This is a genomic window from Serratia silvae (assembly GCF_023282985.1).
Classification (GTDB): Bacteria; Pseudomonadota; Gammaproteobacteria; order Enterobacterales; family Enterobacteriaceae; genus Chania; species Chania silvae.
On the sequence record NZ_JAGQDC010000004.1, the window covers coordinates 202,202 to 227,202 of the forward strand.

Sequence of the window (25,001 nt, forward strand, 5' to 3'; positions counted from 1 at the left end):
TATATTTAAATCAATAAGTTGGATGTAAAGCATTTCCCCCTCTCCCAAAAGGAGAGGGAGCCGTCCAGCGCTGTGTTCGGGTACAGATGTAAAGTCTGTAGCATCCAGAGCTACTTTTTAGCGTCGATTTTCCACTGCAGTAAACCGGCAATATCCTTTTCCCCTTCGGCCTCTTTTAAGCGGCGCTGCTGCTCGGCAAACTGGACGTATTCGGTCTGTGCTTTTTCATCTGCCTCTTTCTTGCTGACACTACCTGCGCCCTGTAACACATCGCGGTCGTTAAATTGCAGGAACTGATCCAGCTTATCCTGCCAGTCATGCAAGAACACCTGCTGGCGACGCCGTGCCTGGTCTTCGGCAAAATCCAGCCACATATTGACCACGCGGTTGAGTTCGCTGACCTCATCCTGATTGAGGTAGTTTTTCGCCACCGTCACATCGCTTTTACGCACCTCTTCGCCTTTATAGCTGCTCAATCCCATATGCGGTTGGCTGGCATCAGCACGCTGATGGATAAGTTCGGCAGCGGTATGGCCGGTACAGGCAAAATGCAGCTTGTTCTGGATGGTTTGAAAAAACTGCGTGGTCTCTTTGAGTGAGGGCTGGTAGTCGGCGGCTAGCGCAAAGATCTCCCGCACCCGCAAATAAACCCGGCGCTCGCTGGCGCGGATATCGCGGATGCGTTCCAGCATCTCGTCGAAATAGTCAGGTACAGCCGATGTGCCAACGGGCGGATTTTTCAACCGCTCATCGTCCATCACGAAGCCTTTGATCAGGTATTCCTGGAGGGTTTGGGTGGCCCACTGGCGGAATTGGGTGCCTCGGGTTGATCGGACGCGGTAGCCAACGGCGAGTATCATCGGCAAACTGAAATATTGAACCTGATAGTTTTTCCCATCACTGGCAGTTGTTCGGTAAAACCGAACAACTGAATTTTCGACCAGTTCACCGTCTTCAAAGATATTCTTGATGTGTTCGCTGATGGTCGCTTTAGCTTTGCCGTATAGCTCGCAGATCATTGCTTGAGATAACCATAGGGTATCGCTTTCAAAGCGACATTCAACGCGCACTTTTCCATCGCCGCTGGCAAACATCACAAATTCGCCTGCCGGGGATTGGGTTAAGTGTTTATCTGCCATGCCGCCTCCGCTTTAATCTGACTTACCATGCTGTATCTGCTTAGTATGCCAGAGATACCTGTTGGAGCTCATTACACGAATGGCGTTTATTTTGCGTGCAGTTACGCAGAAACAACCAGCTGACCTCATCCTAGTTAAAGCAATGCAATGGTCGCTTTATCAATGCCCCCAGATTGATGCTAAAAACCTCACATTATCCCTATGCGGCTCACAGATTCATTACTCGTTGTTATATTTCGACTTCTTTCAAATGTATACATCCTGTAATCTGATAAGAAAATACTAACTATGGTGGGCATATGGCAGGGAAGGCCGTGATTTTACAAGGCGACAAAACCTCTCATGGTGGGGTCGTGTTACAGGGTTCGTCAGTGATGCAATTCTGCGGGACGAACGTAGCGCTGGTAGGGCATTTGGTTTCCTGCCCGCTATGCAAAGGGGTCTTCCCCATTGTCACTGGCGCAGAAACCGCACGGGTCGGTGGGGTGCCTGTGGCGCTGGAAGGCATGAAAACCGCCTGCGGAGCCGCCCTTATTGCTTCACAACATGAATGTAATGCCTGACGGCAACGTCGTTCAGCGCTAATCACTCCGCCAGAAGCGGCAGAGTCGCAAAATAATGGACAAGACGCTTTACCAGGGAGCAAGGATGCCGTGGCTACGTTAGATACGCTACAGACCGATTCAGACATTTCCCCACCGCGCACCTCACTCGCCGCTGGGCTACTTGCAACACTGAACGGCAGTGAATATGCGGTGAGCCACGCGGACATCGCACTGTTGCTACGCGCCCTGCCGGAACAAGGCCGTGGCGTCACCCTCAACATTCTGCTGATTGATCGCCTGCTGCGGGAACTGGATCGACGCCTGAGTGCCCAGATGGACGCGATCCTGCATGCTCCGGCGTTTCAGCGCCTGGAATCGACCTGGCGCGGGCTGGCTCTGCTGGTCGATAACATCCCATTTCACGAGAACATTCAACTGACGCTGCTCCATGCCACCCAGGAAGAGCTGCTGGCGGATTTCGAATTCTCCCCAGACATTACCTCCTCGGGCTATTACCAGCATGTTTATTCGGCAGGCTACGGCCAATTTGGTGGGGTGCCGGTAGCGGCGGTGATTGGCTGCTATGATTTCACCCCCGGTGCCGCCGATATCAAACTGCTGCACTACCTCAGCGTGGTCAGCGCCATGGCGCACGCGCCGTTTCTGTCGGCGGCAGGCGCCACCTTCTTCGGCGTTGATTCATTGGCCGACCTGCCCGCCATTCTTGATTTGGACGCGGTCATGGCTGCACCGACACATATCCGCTGGCAGGCGCTCCGGGCTACCCCGGATGCCCGCTATCTGGGGTTGACCGTGTGCCGTTTCTTGCAGCGTGAGCCTTATACCCCGGCGTCACAGCAGGTCCGGCAGTTTGTCTATCAGGAACAGATCGGAACACATCAGCACCTGCTGTGGGGCAACAGCGCCTTTTTACTGGCGCTCTGCCTGGCGGGTAGCTTTGCCCGTTATCGCTGGTGCCCGAATATTATCGGGGCGGACAGCGGCGGAGCGTTCCGTCACCTGCCCGCTCGCTACACTGCGGCGCTGGGGCGTTGGGGCGTTGGCAAGAAAAGATCCCAACCGAAACGCTGCTGTCGGACCAGTGGCAATACACCTTATCGATGGCCGGGTTTATTCCGCTTGGGGTGCGCAAGCAAGGGCAGGACGTGGTGTTTTATTCGGCCAACTCAATCCAGTCACCGCAATATACCGACCTCACGCCTGAGGGGATGAACGCCCGGGTCAATGACCAGTTGGGGGCGCAACTGCCTTACCTGTTTATCATCACCCGGCTGGCGCACACCATCAAGGTATTGCAGCGTGAGCGGCTGGGGAGCTGGCGCAATCGGGGCGACCTGCAGCATCAGCTCAACAACTGGTTAAAACGCTTTGTCTCCGATCAGGAGAACCCACCCGCCAGCGTACGCAGCCGCCGCCCGTTACGCGCTGCACGCATTGAGGTGCAGGAAGTCGCGAATGATCCCGGCTGGTATCTGACACAGCTGCATGTGCAGCCGCATTTCAAACACATGGGCTCCAACTTCGTCCTCGCCTTGACCGGGCGTCTGGATAAATAACCGCCAAGACAGGATGTCTTCAGCATGAACCGGGATAAACATCGGCCATTCCCTCCAGCCCGTCGGCGCAAAGCGCTACACCAAGCTGCCGAGGTGCTGCAACAAACACATGCCCCGCTGGTTTCCTTCCTGACCGCACCCAACCACGACCCCGATGTGGAGCGGCAATTGGAGGGTATGGCCTGGATGACCGGGCAGTTAGAGGGGCAGTTGGCAGACCAGCTACCGAACCTCACCCACCATATGCTGGCCCTGCTGTGGCCCTATTTTCTGCGGCCTACCCCCAGCATGACCGTGCTGGAATGGCAGCAGGATTACCTGTCGGATCCCGCGCAAGCCTGCCCCCAGATCGCCAAGGGGGCCACGGTGGTCAGTATCCCACTGCCGGTGACAACCGGTAAGGAAACGCTACGTTGCCATTTCCGCACCTGCCGTGATACCCGGCTGTGGCCGTTACAGGTGCAGGCGGTAAGCCGCGAGCAACGGCACGGCCATGACAGCCTGTGTCTGCAACTGGTTACCACGGCGGATCGGCCGCTGGATCTCACTAGCCTGAACGGCCTGCGGCTGTATCTGGGGGAAGACCTGCACACCGGGCAACAGTTGCATTTGTGGCTGAGTGAATACCTGAGCCACGCCACGCTGGAAGTGGGGGGAAAGACGTGGCCGCTGCCTGAGCTGGCGCTCACCCCGGTCGGTTTCAACGACGAAGAGGCGCTGCTGCCCTGGCCACAGAATGCCGATCCCGGCTATCGCCTGTTGCAGGAACACGCCTGTTTCCCCAACACCTTTTTATTTATGGACGTGACGGGGTTCCCTAACCTGCCTCCGCTATCGGCCTCTCACGGCTTTACCCTGCGGTTCACCTTCTCCCGGCCTTTACCGTCCGCCCTGGTTATCAACCGCCAGACAGTGCGCCTGCATTGCACGCCCGCCATCAACCTGTTTAGCCATTACGCTGACGGGGTCAACCTCGATGGCACGCAGTCAGAGCTGCCGCTATTCCCCAGCGTTCGCCATCCCGAGGATTACGACGTGTTCTCGGTAGATGAAGTGACCGGCGTATCAGCCCTGAGTGATACCCCCCGCCGCTATGCGCCGTTTGAACGCTTCAGCCAGCAACAAGACGCGGGGTATTACCACGTGCGGGTCACATCGTCGCCCGTGGGGGGCTTGAACCATCACCTGGCGTTGATCCGCCACGGTGAAAACCTGGACAACCTGCCGCCGGAATCGGTGTCCGTACGGCTCACATGCAGCCACCGCCGCTTGCCGTTGCACCTGAAAGTAGGAGAGCTCCGCCAACCGGCCACCGGCTGCCCACCGGGGGTGCGCGTACACAATATCACCCGCCCGTCGGTCCCCCTGAGCCCAAGGTTGGATGCCACCTTGCAGGCGGCCCTGCTGCGCAACCTCTCATTGAACAGCCGCTCACTGCTGACGCTGACGGCGCTGCGGCAGGTGCTGAGCGCCTGCGATCTGCCCGCCTGGCACAGTGAACTGGCGGCAGGCGTCTCCCGGCGGCGCAGAGCGGGGTTACTCAGCCTGACCGTACGCCCGGCTGAACGCCATATCGACGGTGTGCCGATCGATGGCCTGGCCTCAGTGCTTACGGTGCGGCTCCAAGGGGCGTTTGACTCGGAAGGCGAGCTCTATCTGTATGGCCGGGTACTGGCACGGTTCCTGGCCCAGCGCGCCAGCGTCAACCATTTCCATACCCTCACCGTGGTTAACCAAGATAATCAGGAGTCTTACCGCTTTCTATGATCCCCAGTGCAGAGCAGGAGCAGCAGCTCCAGGTTATCGCCGATAACGTTAGCCAGTATGACTTCTACCGCCTGGTGGAAGGGCTGAACCGGCTGGCAGGCATCGATCCGGCCCGCACGCTCGGCCTGCCGCCGAACCGGGAGGCGTTGCGCTTTACCGCCGCGGCCGGGTTGGGCTTTGCCGCCAGTGATGTGGTGGCGTTGCAACATGAGCCAGGTGGGCCGCTGCGCCTGGCCGTGAGCTTTCTGGGCTTGCAGGGTAGCCAGTCGCCCTTGCCCTATTACTATCTGGATGACATTGCCGGGAGCACGGCGCAGGGAGAGACGCGGCTCAACGATTTTCTGGCGGTGTTCAACCATCGGCCCCTGTCGTTGGCGCACCAGATTTGGCGCAAATACCGCTATGAGATCACCTTCAAACCGGGGGGCCGCGATGCCACCTCGGGGCGTATTTTTGCCCTGATAGGCCTGGGCCATCCGCAGACGCGAGAGCAGTTGGGGCTCAACGCCGAAGCCATGCTGGCCTACGCCGGTCTGCTGGCCTCACCGGGTCGTTCACCGGAGGTGATCGCTCGCCTGGTCGGCCACTTCTTTTCACTCCCGGACGTGACGGTGCAGTCTTGTATGCCCCACGTCATGACGTTGAGTGACGAGCAGCAAAATCGCCTGGGGCAGGTCACCGCCGTGCGCGGGCAACGCCATCAACCTCGTTCGCTGCTGGGGGGTAACTTTGTGATCGGCAGCCGGATGCGCGATCGCAGCGTCAAATTTCAACTGTCGATCAATGAACTCACGCAGGAACAGTACCTGTCGTTCTTGCCTGAGGGGGCGCAGCATCACCTGCTGGTCAATTTTGTCGAGTACATCCTGCGCGAACCCCTGGTCTGGGATCTGCGCCTGACGCTGGCACGGCATCAGGCCGGGGGACTGAAGCTCGGCGATACACAGCGGACCCAGTTGGGGTGGACCACCTTTGTGGGGCAGCCCGAAGAGAAACCGGACACCCTGTTGCCTGTGCGCAGGTAGCCAACGTCAAGGATTGATATGAACTTTACCGATCATCTCCGAGAGGAACATGCCTACCTGCGTGCGCTGGCGGACAAGGTGGGGCAGGAAACGCCTTCACTGGCCGCGCAACTGGGCCGCCATGCGGGCGATCCGGATGTGGAATGCCTGGTCCAGGGGGCGGCAATGCTCAATGCCGGGCTGCGCCAACGTCTGGAGGACGGCTTCCCCGAAGTCACACAGGGGCATCTTGCACGCACCTGGCCCTTCCCCCTGCGGCCTATTCCGGCCTGTGGCGTGGTGAACGTCAGCGCCAAAGCCAGCACGCTGGATGCGCCATTGACCTTGCCCGCGGGCGAATCGCTCTCCCTGTTGTCCGATGGACGTACGCAGGTGTTCCAGACCTGCCATTCCTTGACGCTGCAACCGCTGGCCCTGATTGACCGGCAGTTGCTGGTCACCCACTCCCACAGCGAGATCCGCCTGACGTTTCAGTATCAGGGGCCGGGTGACACTTGGCCAACCCAGCCGCTGTCGCTGTTTCTGGGCGACGATCCACAGGTGGCAGCGACGCTGACCCTGTGGTGTGAACAGCATCAGGACCGGCCCGTGCTACAGGTGGAAGGACGACAATGGGTGCTGGAGACGGTGTTGTCCTCCCCACGGCCCACTGCGGATAAATGCATCCTACCCCACGAGGGGGAAACCACCTGGGCGCTGCAGAGCCTGGCCGAATACCTGTACCTGCCCCATGTGAATGATTTCCTGACGCTGGATTTTGGCCCGATGCATTCAGGGCTGACGTTGGGGAACAGCCGTACCTTTACCGTCATCCTCACGTTCAACGGGGAGATCCCACTCACCCAGGCCCAACTGGCGTCGGCCTTTATGCTGCACTGCGTCCCGGTGATCAGCCTGGCGGCACAGAAAAGCGCCCCCCTACGGCTACTACCTGGGCAGAGCGTTTACCCGCTGCCATATGCCGACGATCGCTGGGTGTATGCCATCACCGGCGTCAGCATGCTGGAAGAGCCGGATACCCTGCGGCGGGGCCGACGGGTGCAATTCCAGCCCGACAGCGAACTGACGCCGGGATCGCGTTATGCCCCCGACGCCGCGTTGGCGCTGTTTTACACCGTCCGGGTCAGCGGTGATGTCCTGGGGCGGATGCAGCATGAACTGGTGTTGTGCAACAGTGCCGGGGAACCGCTGACCGAGCCCCCTTGCCGGGCCGTGGTCTGCGATTTGCTCACCACCTCGGCGCAATCGCCCACGTTACCGCTTGGCTCCCCTTTCTTACTCGGCATGGCGGTGACCGACACCTTGGACGTCACTACCGTCACCCGCTTTTCGACCCCTTACCCGGCAGTGGTGGACAGCCATCACCATTGGCGGCTGATGGCCTGCCTGTCGTTCAGCCCCGCGCTCCTCAACCACCGGGAAACGGTGCAGCGGGCGATCGACGATTTCTGCCTGCACGCCCGACATAACCTGCCCCAGGTCCGGCACATTCGCCGGGCGGTAGAGGGCATCACCGCCGTCAAGACCGAACCGGTGAATACCCTGATGGGGGAACGGCTGCGGCGCGGTTTGCAGATGACCCTGACGCTCGATGACCAGGCGTTCGACAGCCCCGGCGAAGCCTACACCTTTGCGGCGGCGCTGAGCGTCTTCTTTACCCATTGCCTGACCACCAACAGCTTCCTGCTGCTGGATGTGATAACCGAACCTTCACAGCGGCGCTGGGCATTGCCCCTGGCGCGCGGCCAACGAGCCATGATGTGAGACACCACAAGGAGTGAACGATGGACAGCGGATTATTTTTCAGCAGCCAACTCGGTGAACTGCCTCCGGACACCTTTGACGTGGCCGGTTTTACCCTGGAAGAAGGGTTGTCGACCCTGTTTACCCTGACGGTGAACCTGGTCAGCACCCGGTCAGACATCGAACTGGAAGCACAGTTGCTGCAGCCGGGGGCGTTGACCGTCACCGTCAGTGGCAAGGAACAGCGCACGATCCCAGGGCTGATCGCCAGCCTGACTCAGGGGGAAAGCGGTTTTCGCCGCACCTACTATCAGGCGGTGATCCGCCCGGATGTCTGGGTACTGAGCCTGAAACAGGACAGCCGGATCTTCCATTTCCTGTCGGTGCCGGACATCGTCAATCAGGTACTGGACGAACACCGCATCCCTTACCAGAGCCATATCCAGCAGACCTATCCACCGCGTGAGTACGTGACCCAGAAGCGCGAAAGCGACCTGGACTTCATCCTGCGGCTGATGGCCGAGGTGGGGATCAGCTTCTGGTTTGAAGACAACGAGCTGGTGTATGGCGATTCGCACCTGAGCATGACGGAAGGTATCCCGCTGACCTTCAACCCGCATATCCAGTCGCCAACCCAGGGCGACATCGCCCATCGGCTGACCCTGGGGGCGTACATGCAGTCACGGGAAAGCGTGCTGAAAGATCGCGAACACCGGCGGCCCGACCATCCTCTGCAGTTTAAGCAGAGCGACCCTGCATTGGGCGGTGAAGCCACCCAGTACTCGGTATTTGAGAGCTACGGCCGTTATCAGGATGACCAGACCGGGCCGCAGCTCAGCACCGTGCGGCTGGAGGCCATGCAAGCGGGCACACAACAGGGCGCAGCAGAAACCAACAGCATCCGGCTGATGCCGGGCACGATTTTTACCTTGCAGGGCCACCCGGTGCAGGCGCGTAACGATCGCTGGCAGGTGATCACCGTCAGCCACCGTGGGGAGCAGCCTGCCGCGCTGGAAGAAGAGAGTAACGGCAGCGGCACCACCTTCACCAACTCACTGACCTTTGCGCCAGGGAATATCGACTGGCGGCCAAGCTACCGTTACAAACCGCTGGCCGACGGGGACGAGGTGGCCACGATCGTCGGGCCAAAGGGCGAAGAGCTGTACGTCAACGAGCTGGGCTGGGTGCGGGTGCATTTCCACTGGAACCGTTACGACCCGGCGGATGAAAAGGCCTCCTGTTGGGTACCCGTCTCCAACCAGTGGGCGGGGGACGGTTTTGGCTCGGTGACGCTGCCAAGGATTGGCCAGGAAGTGCTGATCAGCTACCTGAACGGCGATATCGATCGCCCGGTGGTGAGCGGGCGTTACTACAACGGCCTGAACAAACCGCCGTATCCGTTGCCGGACAACAAGACCAAATCGGTCTGGCGCACCAAATCGCACAAGGCCGAGGGCTTTAACGAACTGTCGTTTGAGGATGAGGCGGGCAGCGAGGAGATTTACCTGCATGCGCAGAAAGACCTCAAGGCCCTGGTCAACAACGATGCGCACTGGGACATTCGCAGCAACCAGAACAGCAAGATTGGCGGCAACAGCCTGAGCGACATCGAGGGTAATCAGGAAACCCGCATCAAGGGTGAACTCACCCTGCATACCAGCGGCAAAAAGTCTGAACTGGCCGACGGCGAATCCCATTTGCAGGTCGGTAGTGCCTACGTGGTGAAAGCGGGGCAGGAGGTCTCGGTAGAAGCCGGGGCCAAAATCACTCTCTCGGCAGGCAGTGAGCTGACGCTCAAGGCCGGGGGCAGCTTTATCAAACTGGCACCGGGGGCCATTTTCACGTCGTCGTCGTTCCAGGTGGGCAGTGGCTCTGCGGGCAGCGGACAAGGCGTCAACCTGAAAATGCCGGGTGTGGTGCCACTGCTGGCCGCCCCCACGCTGATCCAGCAGGGGGTGCTTAGTAGTGATACCCCTTATTGCGAAGAGTGTGAGAAATGCAAAGAGGGAGGCTGTGCGATAGATGAAGCTCCTGTTGCGCAGTATGCCCAAAGTGCAAAAAAGCAAAATACTGGCACCGGGAATGCCAAAGTGGTGCTAATTACCGCATACGGTGACTATCTGGTTGAGATGGGTGATCATTCGGCATTATATATTGAAACATCTAAACAAAGAGCATTTCTCTATGATCCAGGTGGTAGCTATCGACAAGGGATGAGAGGGTCTGGTGGCTTCTTTGTTGATGAAGAGGCCAGTTTAGCTGCATATGTGGGTTATCAAAAGATGATCAGCACGAAAGTAATACAAACCAATATTACTTTATCTATAGAGGATGCAGATAAAGTAATAGATGCAGCAATAGAATTTGGAGAGGCTACACCGGGCTTATGTGCCAGGACTATCTCTCGTGTTCTAAGTCCATATTATTTTAACGAAACATATACATTGCCCGGTTCACTCCATGAGGCTGTAGATGAAATTGAACAAAAAAATCTTATTAAGGAGAGATGACATGCTAAAACTCAATAAATCGCCATGGTCATTTTGTTTATACATTTTACTTTGCATGTCATTGTGCGTGCTAGGGTATCTTTGGTTTTCATATTCATCTAGGAAGATGAATATCTCTTCAGAATTTCGCATCCTGTATTATGTGATTATGCTGACGATTAACCTTCTATTCGTTAAGATTTTCTTTAATCTTTTAGTGCGTAACCGCTCATATATCACGACATTTATTTTTGGTGCTTTAATTGGAACAATTTGTGGTTTTATTGCCTGGGAAGCATCCGTCTTATCGATGGAGCATTCTCGTGAGATTCTCATTAACACACTTAAAAGAGAGACGTTAGTTTCTTATCTTATAGTTACGGTACCATTATCCGCCGCGCTAACACTTAGTTTTTTAATCGGAGCCGTAATTTCCGCAATCAGTAAATACTTCTGGTGCAAACCTAAAAACCCTGGAAAAACAGCAGGTGGTTTACAATGAAAAACAGCTCACCAACTCTGTTCTGTGGCACAGAAAAATTAAAGATTGGGGCCACTATGGCGGTGCTCAGCCTCTTGCTGTGTTTGGTGAGCTTGTTTTGGCTTTTATTTACAACAAGAAAGTTCAATGTTTCAGGTTTTTTCTACCTGACGTACTATTTTTTTATGTACCCAGCTCTTTGTGTAACGACCTTTGGCCTCTATTTAAAAGGGATGTTGCGATTTAGATATTACATCGTATTTCTGTTGGGGATAGCGATAGGTTTCTTAGTTGGCAGTGTTTCATGGGTTTTTTCAATTATTATCACTGACTATAGTGGTTTTCTTAAGATTCTTAACGATGGCGTTCGTGGATTTGTTGATTATATGATTTTTCATATATTCATTTCATCTGCTGTGACGTTTGACTTTATTATCGGTGCAGTGAATGCAGTGCTAGTTAAATATCTATGGCGTGAATGTGAAATATAGGGGCTTTCTTAAATCAAGGAGAAGATGACCATGTCAAATAGTGTACAGGACTGGGCAAGAAACACGTCGGGAACACCGTTGTACGCCGTCTTGGCCAATACCAACGGTGCGCAAGGTATCAAGGCCTATTACCGGGAGGATGGAAGCCGCACGCCGTACGGGCTTTATGCCAATACGCCGTATGCCAACTGGTTCGAGGTGATGCCGGTGCTGGTGCCGCTCACTGATGGCAGCCCGTTCCTGCGTTGGGTGGCAGAAACGCCCCTGCGCAACTGGGGCTGGTTGGCGCGTTCACCGTTGCCGCAGGCGGCCCTGGCTGCCCACCTTGCCGGTTTGACTCAGGTGATCATGCCTGGGGGTAAAGCGGTGTTTTTCCGCTACTGGGATGGACGTTTTCTGCCAGCACACCTGCGTTATATGGGGGAGCACTGGATAGATGTTCTGCCGGTGTTCTCGGATTACTGGATAAACGACGAAGTGTTTACCTGCCCGGTAGATCCCACGGCGCAAGCCCAAGTTAGCCCCTGGTGGCAGGTGCCGCAACGTCTGATTGACCAACTTCTGAAAACGGATCCTGGGCCGGTGATTGCCCAGGCATTACAGCAATTGCAGGAAACCCGTGCCGATCTCTATGGGCGTTTTTCCCCTGCCTTGCTGGAGATGAAGATCCGCCATTTACTGGTGCAAAGCCATGGACAGCGTGAAGGGCTGATGGCTCGCATCGTCACCACATTGGAGAGTGAGTGATGAGTTATTATGGGTATGGCAACAACTCGACGACGTATACCAGCAGCGCATACGGGAATTACAACAAACGGGTGACGATCCCTGCTGACCCCCTAACCCCTGAAACACGTTATCAACAGGTCGTCAGCAGCTTTAAAAATTGCCTGAAACGCTACCACGATACGACAGATTTTCCGCTGTTAGGCAGCTTGCTGTTGATGGATCAAGAAGTGAAGGTCGGGGACTTTGTCATGGCCACCAAGCGGATAGACGATGAAAAGTTTAACGGCATCATGCAGTGCACCCTTAATCAACCCATTACCCTGACACACGCCTTTGAAGCCAAGGGGTATATCCCAATCGCGGGTTCGCCCTTCAAGATCATCAAACGTAAGAAAAAGACCCCGGAACAGTTTCAGCAGATAGCCTACATGAGTGTCAACCAGGCGTACGGGCCTTACTACAACAACATGGCGTCCTCGGACTTTGAGGACATCACGGTGCTGGATGGCCTGGCCTTTGATGACAACGGGATGGCCACCATCGAACTGCCCGAGTGCGACGATGCCTACACCTATCACGTTGTTATCAACGCCCAGGCCAGCAGTGAAAGTAACCTCCAGCGGCTGGATGAATCCTACAGCGAGTTGATCGTCAAGTGTACCAACCTGCTGGAAACCCAGTGGAAAACACACCAGCAGGCAGCCTGGAAGGATTTTACAGACAGAGGCTCTCACGTGGACTTTACCCAGGCGTTCAAAGCGTTTTTTGCCGGGTTACGCGACAAAATCCTCGAACTGTACGAGACAGCCAAAAAGATCGTGCAATGGGTCACCAGCGAGAACCTGGATGCCATGCTGGCTTATATCGGCGAAAAGGGGGTGGCGAAAATGGAAGAGATGTATAAAACCGGCAGACAAGAGATTGCCAATACGTTGGTGATCCTCTCCGATGAGGTGCTGATGTTTATCTGTGCCCACGCCTTGTACAGCTACTTTTGCCTACTGACACCGCAACAGATCGCCGATTTTGCCGGGGGCGCGGCAGGCGAGTTGGTCGTGATGCTGTTGCTCTACATCGTGCTACCGGGCCCCGTAGCCAAATTAGCCCTGGACGGGTTGGATTTCGTAGCCGGTATGATCCCGGCCTGATAATCAAGGAGAGTCAATGAAACCGTTGTTTCGTGCCAATGCCGGTGCAGGGAAAGCGATCATGGGGGGAATTAAAGACATCATTTCCCTGATCAATGAACACATCCCTCATTATTTAACCAAGAAGCCTATTCGGGCAGGGGCTGTTCCGTTAAATACCCAAAAAACTGCGAATATCAACTCCGCTGGCTTAGGTAAGAGCCTGGAAAATCAGAGTAGTCTACCCACTGGGTCCAATAACCTGCATGAAATCAAGATTGAATCGCCGGTCACCCAGGCCAACAGCAGTGGTCACAATCCGCAGGGCAAGGCGACGCCAAGAAGCGAGCACGCGGATATGGACGGCGATCCGGTGTCGTTGTGTACGGGCGAAGAACTTTTGACAATCGTCGAAGGCAGCCTGCCGGGGCTGTTGCCGTTCACCTGGCAGCGTTTTTATCGCACCAGCGCCTGTGAGGGGGATCTGGGTTTGGGGTACGGCTGGAGCCATAGCCTTTCCCATCGCCTGCATTTTACCGACGACACCATTGTCTGGCATAACGATGAAAACCAGCGGACCGCCTTCCCCTATCCGAATGCCGAACACCCTATCCTGACCAATGTGCTCGGGGGCGCGGTGCTGGCCCTAGGTAGCCACGAGAACGAATACAGCCTCACCTTTGGCGGTGGCGCAGGGGTGTATACCTTTGTGCGTGAGGGAGAATGGGGGCGGTTGACCGCACTCAGCGACAAATATCACCACCGTCTGCAACTGGAATACGATCGCCAGCAGCGCCTGATCCACCTACAGCATGCGCAGGGCCGGTTGTTGTTCCAGTACACGGATGACGACTCGGCGCACATCGCGCAGGTCCATTTGCAGGCACTGATCCGTGAAGAGGCCTATCGTGATGCGGCCTGGGTGACGCAGCAAGTGCTGGCACATTACACCTACAACGCGGCCGGGCAACTGGTCAGCGCCCTGAACGCCTGTGGGGAGCAAGAGCACTACCAGTACGATGAAGTCCATGTCATCACACAGCGCCAGTTGGCGGGCGGGGCCTGTTTTAACTGGACCTGGGAAGGCGTGGGGCCAGCATCACGCTGTATCCGCCAGGATGGTAATTTCGCCCAGTTAGATACCCATTACCTGTGGGACGATAACCAGCGGCAGGTGACGCTACGGCGCTGCGACGGCAGCCAAGAGGTCTATCAATACGATCGCCAGGCCCGACTGATTTTCCGGCAGGCGGCGAACGGAGCAGAAACCCGCCATACGTACAACGAAGAGGGGTTACGCGTCAGCACCACCGATGCGTTGGGCCAGCAGACCCGTTATTTTTATGACGACACGGGTAACCTGGTGCTCGAACTGAGCCCGGATGGGAGCATGACACGCTACACCTATCTGGACGGTCAGCTCAAGCGGGTGGCCAAGGGCAGTGGTCGCCTGGAGCAAGTGTGGCTCAACAGCATTAATGAACATGGGGATATCTACGCGGCGCGCTCACCTGGGGAGCAGGTGACCGAGTACGACTATTTCCCGGACGGGCAGATGCGCGCCGTTACCCATCCTGACGGGGTGACACAAACGTATCGTTGGGATAACGTAGGGCGTTTACTGGAGAGTACCACCAGTGGCGGTAGCGTGCGCCGTTACCGTTATACCCCTCTTGGCACCCAGCCGATCGCCGTCACCGATGAAGCAGGTAATACCACCCATTTTGTCTGGGATGCGTTGGAGCGGTTGCTGGAGCAAACCACGCCGGACGGCCGCACCCAGCAATACCGTTACAATGCCTATGGCAAGGTGACCGAATCGCGCGATCCGGCCGGTTTGGTGACCCGCTACGAGTACGCCGCCCCCCTGCATCTGCTGACGCGCAAGATCCTGCCAGATGGCAGTGCGCTGGAGTATCGTTACGACAACACGCACCTGCAGGTCAGTGAGATCCTCAACCCGAAAGGGGAAAGTTACCGCCTGGCTTACACGGCGACGGGGCTGCTGAGTGAAGAGATCGGGTTTGACGGGGTTAAAACCGCGTATGCGTACGATCTGAACGACAGGCTGATTGAAAAGCAAGAGTACGGCAATCAGCCAGATGCGGAGCCACTGGTCACCACCTACCAGCGCGACTGGCAGGGAAAACTGCTGCGTAAGACCCTGCCGGATGGGCAGGTAGAGCAGTACGACTATGATGCACTGGGGCGGTTAATTGCCGTCAATGACGGGCAGACGCCGCTGGCCTGGGAATACGACATCGCCAATCGCCTGGTAGCAGAGCATCAAGGGTGGGCAACGCAACGTTATCAGTACGATCCACATAGCGGGTTACTGAAAGGCAGCCGACTGCCGGACGGCCAACAGTTGAACTACCACTATCAACATGGCCGGGTGCAGGGGATCACGCTGAATGAACAGCCGCTGCTGGCGTTCAGCCACGACAACGCCGGGCGCGAGCAGGAGCGGCGGCAGGGCAACGGGCTGGTCAACCGCTACCAGTACGATAGCCTTGGGCGTAGGGTGGAGCATCGCTTGCAGGGGCCCGGCGAGATGGGGCTACAGCCACTGTGGGAGCAGCATTACCGTTACCAGGCACAGGGTGAACTGGCGAGCATCACGGGCAATGCCCCACGGGAATACGGCTATGATGCACGGGGGCAGTTACTGAGTGCCCAATTCCCCGGCAGCCACACGGCGGTAGATCGGCACAGCGTGGCAGGGGAAAGCTTCCTGTACGACGGGGCCGGTAACCGGGTCAGTGAACATGGCGAGGGGGACAACGCCCCTGGCAACCGGCTGGCGTTTTTTGGTGACAGGCACTTCGAGTACGATCGCTTTGGTAACCTGGCGGTAGAGCGGCGCGGCAAGGCCCACAAATTGGTGACCACCTTTGCCTATGATTGTCGGCACCGGCTGATAAAGCGGACCGATCCGCACGGGCGCGTGAGCACCTACACCTATGATGCGTTTAACCGCCGGACCAGTAAAACAGTAGAGGGCCAGACCACAGAATACCTGTGGCAGGGCAATAAGCTGATTGCGGAAACGGACAATCAACACCACTGGCAGACGTTTTTGTATGAGCCGGGCAGCCACCGGCCAATGGCGACGATAGTAGGTTCAGCACGGGTGAACAGCCCGAAGGTCAGGACCTATTGGTACCAAAATGACCACCTTGGTACGCCGCACAGCCTGACGGACAACGAGGGCAACACCGTATGGCGGGGGCAGTACAGCGCCTATGGGCAACTGACGGAGGAATGGACGCCACCGGATGATCCGTATGAACACCCACAACCTAAGGTGAACAACCCACTGCGTTTTCAGGGGCAGTACGAAGATGCGGAAAGCGGGCTGTATTACAACCTGAACCGGTATTATGATCCGGGTGTTGGGCGGTATTTGACGGCGGATCCGGTAAAACTCGATGGTGGGCTGAACTCTTATCAGTATGTTGATGGGAACCCGGTTGGCTGGGTAGATCCACTAGGGCTTAAAGGAATGCCGGGGTCGGATAGCAAACCTACAGGGGATAGAAACCCTGAACCAAAAACATCACCTGATCGAGGATTACCACCGCTACCAACAAATTATTCGCCACTAGATTGGGATGCCGTTGTTCCCAAGAAAGGAGCGTATGCCGGTCAAGTGAGAACAGATCATGTGAGATTGCATAATATTGATAATCCTGCAAAACCTAATCATGGCGTTTTCTATGGCGATGGTGTTGATGTAACTAACCAAGCGTGGGAACAGGCCGCAAGAACAGGTGTTACTCCTGACTCTACCGGTACACTTAAAGTAAAAATGGATAAGCTGACAGGCCGTGCAGGAGGGATGGCTGCGGATACAGGAGAGCTGTTTTATTCTATAGAGATAAAATTAGTACCTGGAACAAACAAAATTATTACGTCATATCCAGCTAATTAATAAGGATACAACACATGAGTATGTTTTTTTATAAAGAATGCCCAGCTTGTCATCAAGGTCGCCTATTTATTTTCAAAGATACAACTAACAATAGGTTATACCTACATTGTGAAGAGTGTGAAATGGGGTGGTTGACCCCTGATGATGCTGATAAAAACGTCAATAATTTCTTGACGTTACTCGCCGATTTTGAAGCTGTCGAAGCGACAGATGACGACCTGATACGTTTTAAATGGAATAACTACCATTTCAATAAAATAGCAGCAATCTAACCATGCGGTGACTGCCGCCACTGTGGGAGCAGCATTACCGTTACCAGGCACAGGGAGAGCTGGCGAGCATCACGGGCAATGCCCCAAGGGAATACGGCTATGATGCGCGGGGGCAGTTACTGAGTGCACAATTCCCCGACAGCCACACGGCGGTAGATCGGCACAGCGTGGCAGGGGAAAACTGATCCCGCCGCGAGCCGGCGCAAGTTACTGGCCAACGGAGTACACGGACAGAAATCAGGCGGTAGCAAGGCAGCGGCTTACAGGGAGTAATGCCTATTGGAAATGGAACACGGCTTACAACCAGCGGTCGGTGGCCGAAACGGCGATGTACCGAGTCAAACAACTGTTAGGCGGGTACCTTACGCTGCGTGACTATGATGCGCAGGTCGGTGAGGCTATGGCGATGATCCGTGCATTGAACAAGATGACGCTCGCGGGTATGCCAAAAAGTGTGCGCGTTGCCTGAGGTATATGCACATTCAAGGGGTTCTTTTGTCCAAATCTGATTTATTCAACAAAGCCGCCTGAAACTATAAATGCCTCACTGCGGCAGCGTCCAATGGATTTGACAGATCAATAACTGCGTATTGATCGGCAGAAACGATCGTGACATACCCACTGTAGTTCATAGCTAGGTTCATTGGGTGTTGATGGCAGTATTCCCTTATAAGCGGTAGAACATGCAGTTGCACTAGTTAGTTGGGATAAGTTACATTAAGTACATATTAATTTTAGTGTATCTTTTAATTAATATACGCATGCTAATTATTATAATTACAATAATGACCGAGGGATATTATGGATTTTAATTTTGAAATGATTTCAAATTTGTTACTCAGTAACATAGGGTCGATATTTATAGCATTGACTTTGCTTATTTCGATTAGGGCTATTGGGAAGGGTAATTTTTTCTTTAAAGATAGTGAGGCTGATTCTAACCAGCGTGAGATTAATGAATTAAAGAATAAAGTCAATGAGTTAACCATTGCTATTAATGGTGATGCTGAGTTAGTTGGTGTGATAGGGACTATTGATAAAGTCAAATCAGAATTAAGGAAAATAAATACAATTAACTTAAGTGATGACTTAAAAGATAAAGTTGAAAGTGTTATATCTGAAATGTCGAAAGAGTTACTACATGAAAAAATTAGCAACTCTGATTTTATACAATCAGATGTAAGTGCTGAATTTGAAAGCATGGTTAGGAACGAAATATTAAAAGCAACAAATAACAAAGATATGATAGGTAGAATAAGCTCAGATATAGATGATGGGATTAATCTGAGTGCGAAAAAAGACTATGAGTATTTACTTGATGATGAATATAAAAACTCAATAAAACTAAAGGCAATACTGGTTAATTTATTTGTTTTTGTAAATATAGCCATGTTGTTGCTAGTTATCGTTTTTACTTATGTTGTAATAGGGGGCAGTCAACAAAACCCTAACTTTTCATTTCCAACTCAATTAGCACTAACTATGTCAGGCCTTTATATCAGCTTTGCTGCATTTGTAATTTATGTCATTAAGTTTGCTAATTCTAGAACATTGACCATACTAGCGTTGAGAGAGGACTGGTCAAAACAAAACCTTCTCACGAACCTTATTAATACAATAAAATTAAAAGAGACTTTAAACGAAAATGATGTTGCACTTATTAAGTCAATCATGACAAATAGAGCTCAGAGAGAGCAAAAAACAAAACATCCCTATGAGATTTTCCTACAGGGTGTTTCAGGTTCAAACATTCAATTTAAGGGAGGAAGGCTTCAAGTAGGAAGGAATAATGATAATCAGTAGCAGTGATTATTTATGCTGATAGCCATTCTTAATTACTGGAGAAACTAAGCTCTTTTAGCTTCTCCAGGGTCTATTTATGAAAAGTCACACTTCGGCAGCCAATCGGCCTCGCAATCCTCACTCAGTACCAGGTTAGTCTGTATCCCCTGGTTGGTCTTGCGCTTAAGTAAGGTGATCTCATATTCGCGCAAGGTCTGCGGGATTATGTGAATATTTTTCATGATGGCAACAAGGGCTTGTTGTGTGGTGGATTACGCAATTGACTGAAAAATATACACATTATGTGATTAATAGTGATAAGGGGTGAGGAAGGGGAGAAGGAATTCAATCTTAAATAAATAGTGGTAAATCAATAATAATTAATAGGTAAAAGCATTTAAAAAGACGATAAAGAGGCTAGCCAGGGAAAAGGTCAATTTTGGGCAGGGTGAACAGTAGTGAACAGTGAGTGATGAGTTTTACAGTAACTGTTCACTACTTTACTTACTGATTTAACTCTATTTTTTATTAAAGTGAACAGTAGTGAATAGTTTATATAAAAACTAAAATCTTGGTGATGGTTTTCTGGGCAATTTCACGGGGTGTTGTCCTGCCGGTGATCCAACGGGGATTGATAGCGATGTTGTGCGGTTATCAACAGAATGGCGACACATTGACGAACACCGGAGACACCACAATGAGTACCACGCTACCCAAGTCCATCACCCAAAAGCTGCAAGCGCAGCACCACAGCCGGATCTCCAAGCGGGAACTGACCAAAGAGTTTGACGGCCTGATTGAAGAAATGGAGGTGGATAAAATGTACCTCCACCTTTGCTGTGGAACGACGGCCCCCAAGCTGGTCGACGCGCACCGAGAGGCTTTGAACGCCTTTGCCGAGCACGCAATGAGCCAGGCCGTCGACGCCCTGGGGAAAGCGCTCTTGAGCGCCGATGTTATCAATGCCTGCTCATTGGCAAAGAAAGCCTACAGTGTTTACCACGATAACCCGATGAGAGTGATTGAACAGAGCGTATTGGGGGCGCTGACTGCGCATGTTATTACGGCTACGGCGCAAAAGAATATTGAGCACCCGGTGCTGAGCGATATCGGTCTGACACAGCCTGAGGAAACGGGGGTATTACCGGCGCTGCGCGACAGCCCAGTCAAACGCTGGCAGTTGGCAACGGAAATAGCGGAAAAACGCAAGAAATTTAAGGAACGGGGGATTAAATCATGATGCGTTGTCCCTTTTGCCGCAGTGGTTCACATACCCGCACCAGCCGTTATTTAACCGAGCAGACCAAAGAGGCGTATTACCAGTGCCAGAATATCGACTGTTCCAGCACCTTTAAAACGCGGGAAAGTATTGAGCATGTTATTCAGCGGCCCTTGCCACCGGAAACTATTCCGGCACCACCCCCACCGGAACGCCGAACGTTAAACCGCTACGGCAGTAATAATTGCCTGCATTGATTAACCACCCCGCATCTTTACCAGGATGCGGTTTTTTGCTTTCTACCGCTCTCCCGAAAACAGCCTTTTTTCTGGCTAGCCTGCCTCAAACTGCGCGTGCATGCATAGAGTGCATGATTTTGCATGCGTAAAATGCGCGTGTTTAGCCTACCTTGCCCCAGTGCTGGCGCGGCTTGAAGCCCTGCATGCAACTGCATGAAATGCGATACATAAAGCGGGCAGGCGAGGCGGGGATAGCATTGCGCGCCCAGAAGTTTGAGCGGTTTTTCATTTATTAGCTTCCTTTTGTTTAAGAAAAGCCTCTTTAGAGAGTTTTTGGCCTGCTCTTGCAGTATCTGAAATTATACCAAGGTAGGCATTTTCTTCCGCTGGAGAACTAGCCCCCATTAAACTATTCGCCAGTTCTAAAATAGTTTCTTTGTTTTCTTGTGAGGTATTCCCATAATTCGCATATTTGTAAGAAAATCTTAACAAGCCACAAATTTCAATAGTTTTTCGCCCTTTATCTGATAGAGGCAAATAATATCCAGCAATTTCAATCACTCTAATATTGTCATTGAAATCATCGAAATGGGGGTGGGAAATTATATAATCCCCGCTATTTACAGGTAGTGTTCTTCTATTATTATTAACTAGTACTGGCTTATCTCTTTTTTCATTATTACAATCTTTACATGACACACATAGGTTCAAAGGCTCAAAAAGAAATCTAGGGTGTGTACTTTTAGGTATAATATGTTCAGCATCCCATGATGCATTATGATTCACCTCTATCCTTTGCTTGCAATATGGGCAAGTATAGTCTTGAGCTATTATATAATGGTCCTTTATGGCTTTTTTTATATCACAAATATCTCTAGCTTTTGAGTCCCATACATCCCCACTCTTTTCAATATCTGGTAGTCGCTCGAAACGCTGGAAAGTACCAAGTATTTCACCATTATAAGTAATATGAATTAATGGCATAATCAAATCTCCGCAATAACTTTTTGAGCTATTTCAATCAACTTAGAAACTGGATCTAATGGGTCTATAGTTTCACGTAAAGAGATTATTTTCTTTATCTCATCAGCCTTATTGCTTTTCATATATTCATTAGGTGATGTCAGAAAAGTAATAAGCTCACGAGTAAGGTATTCATTTTTATACCCAGGAGCTAAAAAAAGATTAGCTAGCTGAAAGTCGGAAGATTTTTTAACATATTCTGATGCGCTTACCAGTTCATCATTTTTTATCGTGTAAATATAAGATCTAAATGGATCCAGTTTGGAAACGACTTGAGGCGAATGAGTTGCAATAACAAAGAGACAAGAGTTATATCTTTCAAAAATTCTCATCAATAAAGATATGTATTTCTCTTGCCATTCTGGATGTAGACTTATCTCTGGCTCATCAATGAGGATTAAAGATCTATTGCAAATATTTGTTGCTATACCTAACAAAGATAAGAGAATGCATTGCTCTCCTGAACTTGCAAGTCTTAGTGACATCCAGCCAAAGCTTTTTTTTCTATTCTGAAATCTATCAGTTTTATTAAATTAAACTCTAATAATGTTAGAAGATTAGCATTAATATTATCGGCATGGCCTCTTTTACTTTTTAAATACGCTCCACCACCTATTTTCAACCCCACCTTGAAATTTTTGTTCGAGTCGGTAGAATAAATCAAAAAATCGGCCGCCCACTTTATTCTTTCCAAATCATCATAAGTGAGTTCAACCGTTTTTTCACCAAGTCCTAGCCCTAGGCTAGAAATAACTTTATCTGTAGGATTATTAGCGAGATCATAATAGTTAAACATCCCTTGACTGGCTTTGAAAACATATTCCACCTCTGAAGAAGCGCCTAGAAATGAAAGAATCCTTTCAATATGCCTATAATTGTTCTTATGTTGATCTAACAATCCTATTGAAGCGGAACTTATCAAGGATAAAATAGAGTTTCCAGCCCCTCCACCTTTCACACCAACATAGTTATATGTAATGTTATTATATTTTTTCCTAATTGGAAACTTGTCAAATGGACTAGTAGATACAGCAATGACGTTTTTATAATTATAATCATCAGCACGTTCAATTAAATCAACCAATAGTCTACTTTTACCTTCACCATTTTGCCCTAAAATAACTACAGACCTATTTTCATAACTTTGACCGACCCTCTTTAATAGGTGATTAGATTTTGAATGTTTTTCATAATTCATCTTTAACTCCTTTTAACACAAACTCACTATAAAATTGAAGCATTACTCGTCTTTTTTCCAAGTATTGAGCATGATTATATGTTCCCCGGATACTATTCTTATCCACATGCGCCAATTGTAGCTCAATCCACGCACTATCAAACCCCTGCTCATGCAGGATAGTAGACATTGTGTGTCTAAAACCGTGACCAGTAGCTCGTCCCTTGTATCCTAGCAGCTCAATTACCTGATTCACACTTTCCTTACTTATAGGTTTTCTGCGGTTGTTGCGTCCAATAAAAATATAAGGGTAGTGACCAGTGATCGGCTGTAGCTGTTTGAACAGCTCCATAACCTGCGTGGATAACGGCACAATATGGGGGCGGCGCATTTTCATACGTTCGGCGGGAACCTCCCAGATTGCGCGCTCAAAATCGATTTCGCCCCAGGTAGCAAAGCGCATTTCTTGTGTACGCACGCCGGTCAGCATCACGATCTTAGCGGCGTTCTTGGTAATAATGCTACCGGTATAGCCTTCTAAATCTTTTACGAAGTAAGGCAGCTCTTCGGCTGAAAGGAACGGGTGGTGTTGTTGCTTTGGAACAGCCAATGCACTGGCGAGATCTGGAGCGGGGTTGTACTCCGCCCTACCGGTGATAATCGCATAGCGGAACACTTCTCCGCACCGCTGGCGCACTTTGCGAGTTTTCTCTAGTGCTCCCCTCTTCTCAATGCGCCGAAGCACTTCTAACAGTTCCAGGGGCTTAATTTCAGAAATCGGCCGCTTGCCGATATAGGGGAAAACATCAGCCTCAAAGGTGCTCATGATTTCCTCACGATAACCCAGTGACCAGCGATCTGCCTTAGCCGTATGCCATTCGCGGCTGATAACTTCAAATGAGTTCTCGGCGGAGAGTTTCTGAGCCAGCTTTGCAGCCTTTTTCACTTCACCTGGATCAATCCCTTCAGAAACTTGTTTACGCGCCACCTCACGCTTTGAACGCGCTTCAGCAAGGGAAACTAAGTCATAGGTGCCAAATGACATCAGCCTAGCCTTACCGGCATAGCGATAGCGAAAACGCCAACCTTTACTACCACTGGGTTCGATCAGGAGTGAAAGGCCTTGGCCGTCGTTGAGTGTATAGGCTTTCTCTTGGGGTTTGGCACGGCGGATTTGTAAGTCAGTTAGCGGCATGTGTATAGCTCAAAGATGTATAGTCAAAATCTATACCCATCAGTATACACATTTTTCACGGATTTAGAGAGAAACCCTCGGACATCCTCGGACATAAAATCACGGTAACCATTGGTTTTATTGTTGTTTTTTGGATTTATCGGGAGGTATTCGGACAAGCTTTGGCGGAAGATCACAGGAGTCGAACCTGCCCAGGACCGCTGGCGGCCCCAACTGGATTTGAAGTCCAGCCGCCCCACCGGGGACGAGGATCTTCCTCTGGAAACAGGAAGCAAGTCGCAGATTATAGCGCGAATCCCCCACGGTGCTAAGGAGGAATTCATGTTTCCGCGATCCCCTTCTTACACTTGCTCTCCCACACAAAACTCCCGCCTTTTATCTGCTACCCTAGCCGAGCCCGGGTTATTAACCCGTACATTGCTGGAGATGCTATGACCAAGAAAGTTGCCGTCCTGCTGAGCGAAGGATTTGAAGAGGCCGAGGCGGTTATCGTGATCGACGTGTTACGTCGTATGGAGATAGAGGTAGAACTGCTGTCCTGCCAGGATAGGCTGGAGCTGCGCAGCTATCACCAGATACGTATGTTTGCCGATGCTCTGTTGGAACGCCGTATGGATCAACTGTACGATGCCGTAGTGATCCCCGGTGGGCCGCAGGCTACCGCCGCAATGGCGGAAAACGAGCTGGTGGTGGAGTTTATCCGCCGCCACGATCGTGCCGCCAAGCTGATATGCCCGCTGTGTTCTGCCGCCGCTCGCGTGCTGGCTGCCAACAAACTGCTGCAAGGTCGCCGTTATGTCTGTTCTGGCGATCTGCATCAGGAGATCGAAGATGGTACCTACGTGGCTGAAAGGGTTGTGGAAGATGGCAATCTGATCAGTGGCCAAGGGTTGGGGGCCGCGTTTGATTTTGCCTTCACCGTGGCCTACCGCCTGACCGGCGATCGCACTACCACGCAAGAGCAAGCCGTACATATCTATCACGAAAACTGGCAAGCCCCACAGGCAGTGCATTAATCGCTACTGCTGCTAACTAGGCGCGGCACAG

General features: G+C 52.2%; 22 protein-coding genes, 1 tRNA gene and 3 pseudogenes. 19 read left to right on the forward strand and 7 right to left on the reverse strand.

What is annotated here, in order from left to right:
• Nucleotides 1-110: 110 nt before the first annotated feature.
• Entirely contained in the window at nt 111-1,139 is a 1,029-nt protein-coding gene (locus KAJ71_RS07490; RefSeq protein ID WP_248945136.1) for a virulence RhuM family protein, read from the reverse strand.
• Between the two features lie 299 nt (nt 1,140-1,438).
• Between KAJ71_RS07490 and KAJ71_RS07495 the strand changes: the two genes are divergently transcribed.
• From KAJ71_RS07495 to KAJ71_RS07575, 18 genes and pseudogenes are all read left to right on the forward strand, one after another.
• Nucleotides 1,439-1,702 carry a PAAR domain-containing protein gene (locus tag KAJ71_RS07495; protein ID WP_248945137.1) on the forward strand — a complete coding sequence of 88 codons (264 nt, stop codon included), beginning with the start codon at nt 1,439-1,441 and terminating at the stop codon, nt 1,700-1,702.
• Between the two features lie 192 nt (nt 1,703-1,894).
• Nucleotides 1,895-2,659: pseudogene (tssC, locus tag KAJ71_RS07500) on the forward strand (type VI secretion system contractile sheath large subunit); the annotation flags it as partial.
• Nucleotides 2,659-2,820 (forward strand): annotated as a pseudogene (locus KAJ71_RS23615) (hypothetical protein); the annotation flags it as partial. The pseudogenes tssC and KAJ71_RS23615, both read left to right, overlap by 1 nt.
• Nucleotides 2,821-2,913: 93 nt before the next feature.
• Nucleotides 2,914-3,261 carry a hypothetical protein gene (locus tag KAJ71_RS07505; RefSeq protein ID WP_248945139.1) on the forward strand — a complete coding sequence of 116 codons (348 nt, stop codon included), beginning with the start codon at nt 2,914-2,916 and terminating at the stop codon, nt 3,259-3,261.
• A gap of 24 nt (nt 3,262-3,285) precedes the next feature.
• Nucleotides 3,286-5,028 (forward strand): type VI secretion system baseplate subunit TssF, encoded by a 1,743-nt coding sequence (tssF, locus tag KAJ71_RS07510; RefSeq protein ID WP_248945140.1) that lies wholly within the window; start codon nt 3,286-3,288, stop codon nt 5,026-5,028.
• Nucleotides 5,025-6,053 (forward strand): type VI secretion system baseplate subunit TssG, encoded by a 1,029-nt coding sequence (tssG, locus tag KAJ71_RS07515; protein WP_248945141.1) that lies wholly within the window; start codon nt 5,025-5,027, stop codon nt 6,051-6,053. The genes tssF and tssG overlap by 4 nt, the downstream gene beginning before the upstream one ends.
• Nucleotides 6,054-6,071: 18 nt before the next feature.
• Nucleotides 6,072-7,817, forward strand: coding sequence for a type VI secretion system baseplate subunit TssF (locus tag KAJ71_RS07520; RefSeq protein ID WP_248945142.1), 1,746 nt, complete (start codon nt 6,072-6,074; stop codon nt 7,815-7,817).
• Nucleotides 7,818-7,837: 20 nt separating this feature from the next.
• Entirely contained in the window at nt 7,838-10,306 is a 2,469-nt protein-coding gene (tssI, locus tag KAJ71_RS07525; protein WP_248945143.1) for a type VI secretion system tip protein TssI/VgrG, read from the forward strand.
• 1 nt (nt 10,307) lies between these two features.
• Complete coding sequence (locus KAJ71_RS07530) at nt 10,308-10,787, forward strand: hypothetical protein (protein WP_248945144.1); 480 nt, start codon at nt 10,308-10,310, stop codon at nt 10,785-10,787.
• A complete protein-coding gene (locus KAJ71_RS07535; RefSeq protein WP_248945145.1) occupies nt 10,784-11,257 on the forward strand; it encodes a hypothetical protein in 474 nt (157 codons plus the stop codon). The genes KAJ71_RS07530 and KAJ71_RS07535 overlap by 4 nt, the downstream gene beginning before the upstream one ends.
• A gap of 30 nt (nt 11,258-11,287) precedes the next feature.
• Nucleotides 11,288-12,004 (forward strand): DUF4123 domain-containing protein, encoded by a 717-nt coding sequence (locus KAJ71_RS07540; protein ID WP_248945146.1) that lies wholly within the window; start codon nt 11,288-11,290, stop codon nt 12,002-12,004.
• The gene (locus KAJ71_RS07545) at nt 12,004-13,134 is read left to right on the forward strand and encodes a hypothetical protein (RefSeq protein ID WP_248945147.1); all 1,131 of its coding nucleotides are present in this window, start codon (nt 12,004-12,006) and stop codon (nt 13,132-13,134) included. The genes KAJ71_RS07540 and KAJ71_RS07545 overlap by 1 nt, the downstream gene beginning before the upstream one ends.
• 16 nt (nt 13,135-13,150) lie before the next feature.
• A complete protein-coding gene (locus KAJ71_RS07550; RefSeq protein WP_248945148.1) occupies nt 13,151-17,047 on the forward strand; it encodes an RHS repeat-associated core domain-containing protein in 3,897 nt (1,298 codons plus the stop codon).
• 14 nt (nt 17,048-17,061) lie between these two features.
• Nucleotides 17,062-17,319, forward strand: a complete 258-nt coding sequence (locus KAJ71_RS07555; RefSeq protein WP_248945149.1) for a hypothetical protein — start codon at nt 17,062-17,064, stop codon at nt 17,317-17,319.
• A 181-nt stretch (nt 17,320-17,500) separates the two neighbouring features.
• Nucleotides 17,501-17,788: pseudogene (locus KAJ71_RS07560) on the forward strand (IS5/IS1182 family transposase); the annotation flags it as partial.
• A 332-nt stretch (nt 17,789-18,120) separates the two neighbouring features.
• Nucleotides 18,121-19,122, forward strand: a complete 1,002-nt coding sequence (locus KAJ71_RS07565) for a hypothetical protein (protein WP_248945150.1) — start codon at nt 18,121-18,123, stop codon at nt 19,120-19,122.
• A gap of 676 nt (nt 19,123-19,798) precedes the next feature.
• Nucleotides 19,799-20,341, forward strand: coding sequence for an NAD-dependent aldehyde dehydrogenase (locus KAJ71_RS07570; RefSeq protein ID WP_248945151.1), 543 nt, complete (start codon nt 19,799-19,801; stop codon nt 20,339-20,341).
• On the forward strand, nt 20,338-20,577 hold the full coding sequence (locus tag KAJ71_RS07575; protein WP_248945152.1) for an ogr/Delta-like zinc finger family protein: 240 nt from the start codon (nt 20,338-20,340) through the stop codon (nt 20,575-20,577). The genes KAJ71_RS07570 and KAJ71_RS07575 overlap by 4 nt, the downstream gene beginning before the upstream one ends.
• A 142-nt stretch (nt 20,578-20,719) precedes the next feature.
• Here the strand turns inward: KAJ71_RS07575 and KAJ71_RS23420 are convergent, their stop codons facing one another.
• The 6 genes from KAJ71_RS23420 to KAJ71_RS07600 all read right to left on the reverse strand — a co-directional run bounded on the left by KAJ71_RS23420 (nt 20,720) and on the right by KAJ71_RS07600 (nt 24,211).
• Nucleotides 20,720-20,848 carry a hypothetical protein gene (locus KAJ71_RS23420; RefSeq protein ID WP_283106674.1) on the reverse strand — a complete coding sequence of 43 codons (129 nt, stop codon included), beginning with the start codon at nt 20,846-20,848 and terminating at the stop codon, nt 20,720-20,722.
• Nucleotides 20,845-21,543, reverse strand: a complete 699-nt coding sequence (locus tag KAJ71_RS07580) for an HNH endonuclease (RefSeq protein WP_248945153.1) — start codon at nt 21,541-21,543, stop codon at nt 20,845-20,847. The genes KAJ71_RS23420 and KAJ71_RS07580 overlap by 4 nt, the downstream gene beginning before the upstream one ends.
• Nucleotides 21,544-21,545: 2 nt before the next feature.
• A complete protein-coding gene (locus tag KAJ71_RS07585) occupies nt 21,546-22,067 on the reverse strand; it encodes an AAA family ATPase (protein ID WP_248945154.1) in 522 nt (173 codons plus the stop codon).
• Nucleotides 22,058-22,780 (reverse strand): hypothetical protein, encoded by a 723-nt coding sequence (locus tag KAJ71_RS07590; RefSeq protein ID WP_248945155.1) that lies wholly within the window; start codon nt 22,778-22,780, stop codon nt 22,058-22,060. Before KAJ71_RS07590 ends, KAJ71_RS07585 begins: the two co-directional genes overlap by 10 nt.
• Nucleotides 22,770-23,954, reverse strand: a complete 1,185-nt coding sequence (locus tag KAJ71_RS07595; protein WP_248945156.1) for a tyrosine-type recombinase/integrase — start codon at nt 23,952-23,954, stop codon at nt 22,770-22,772. The genes KAJ71_RS07590 and KAJ71_RS07595 overlap by 11 nt, the downstream gene beginning before the upstream one ends.
• A 162-nt stretch (nt 23,955-24,116) precedes the next feature.
• A tRNA-Sec gene (locus KAJ71_RS07600) sits at nt 24,117-24,211 on the reverse strand.
• Between the two features lie 174 nt (nt 24,212-24,385).
• Between KAJ71_RS07600 and KAJ71_RS07605 the strand changes: the two genes are divergently transcribed.
• Nucleotides 24,386-24,970 (forward strand): DJ-1/PfpI family protein, encoded by a 585-nt coding sequence (locus tag KAJ71_RS07605; protein ID WP_021181316.1) that lies wholly within the window; start codon nt 24,386-24,388, stop codon nt 24,968-24,970.
• The last annotated feature ends 31 nt before the right edge of the window (nt 24,971-25,001 follow it).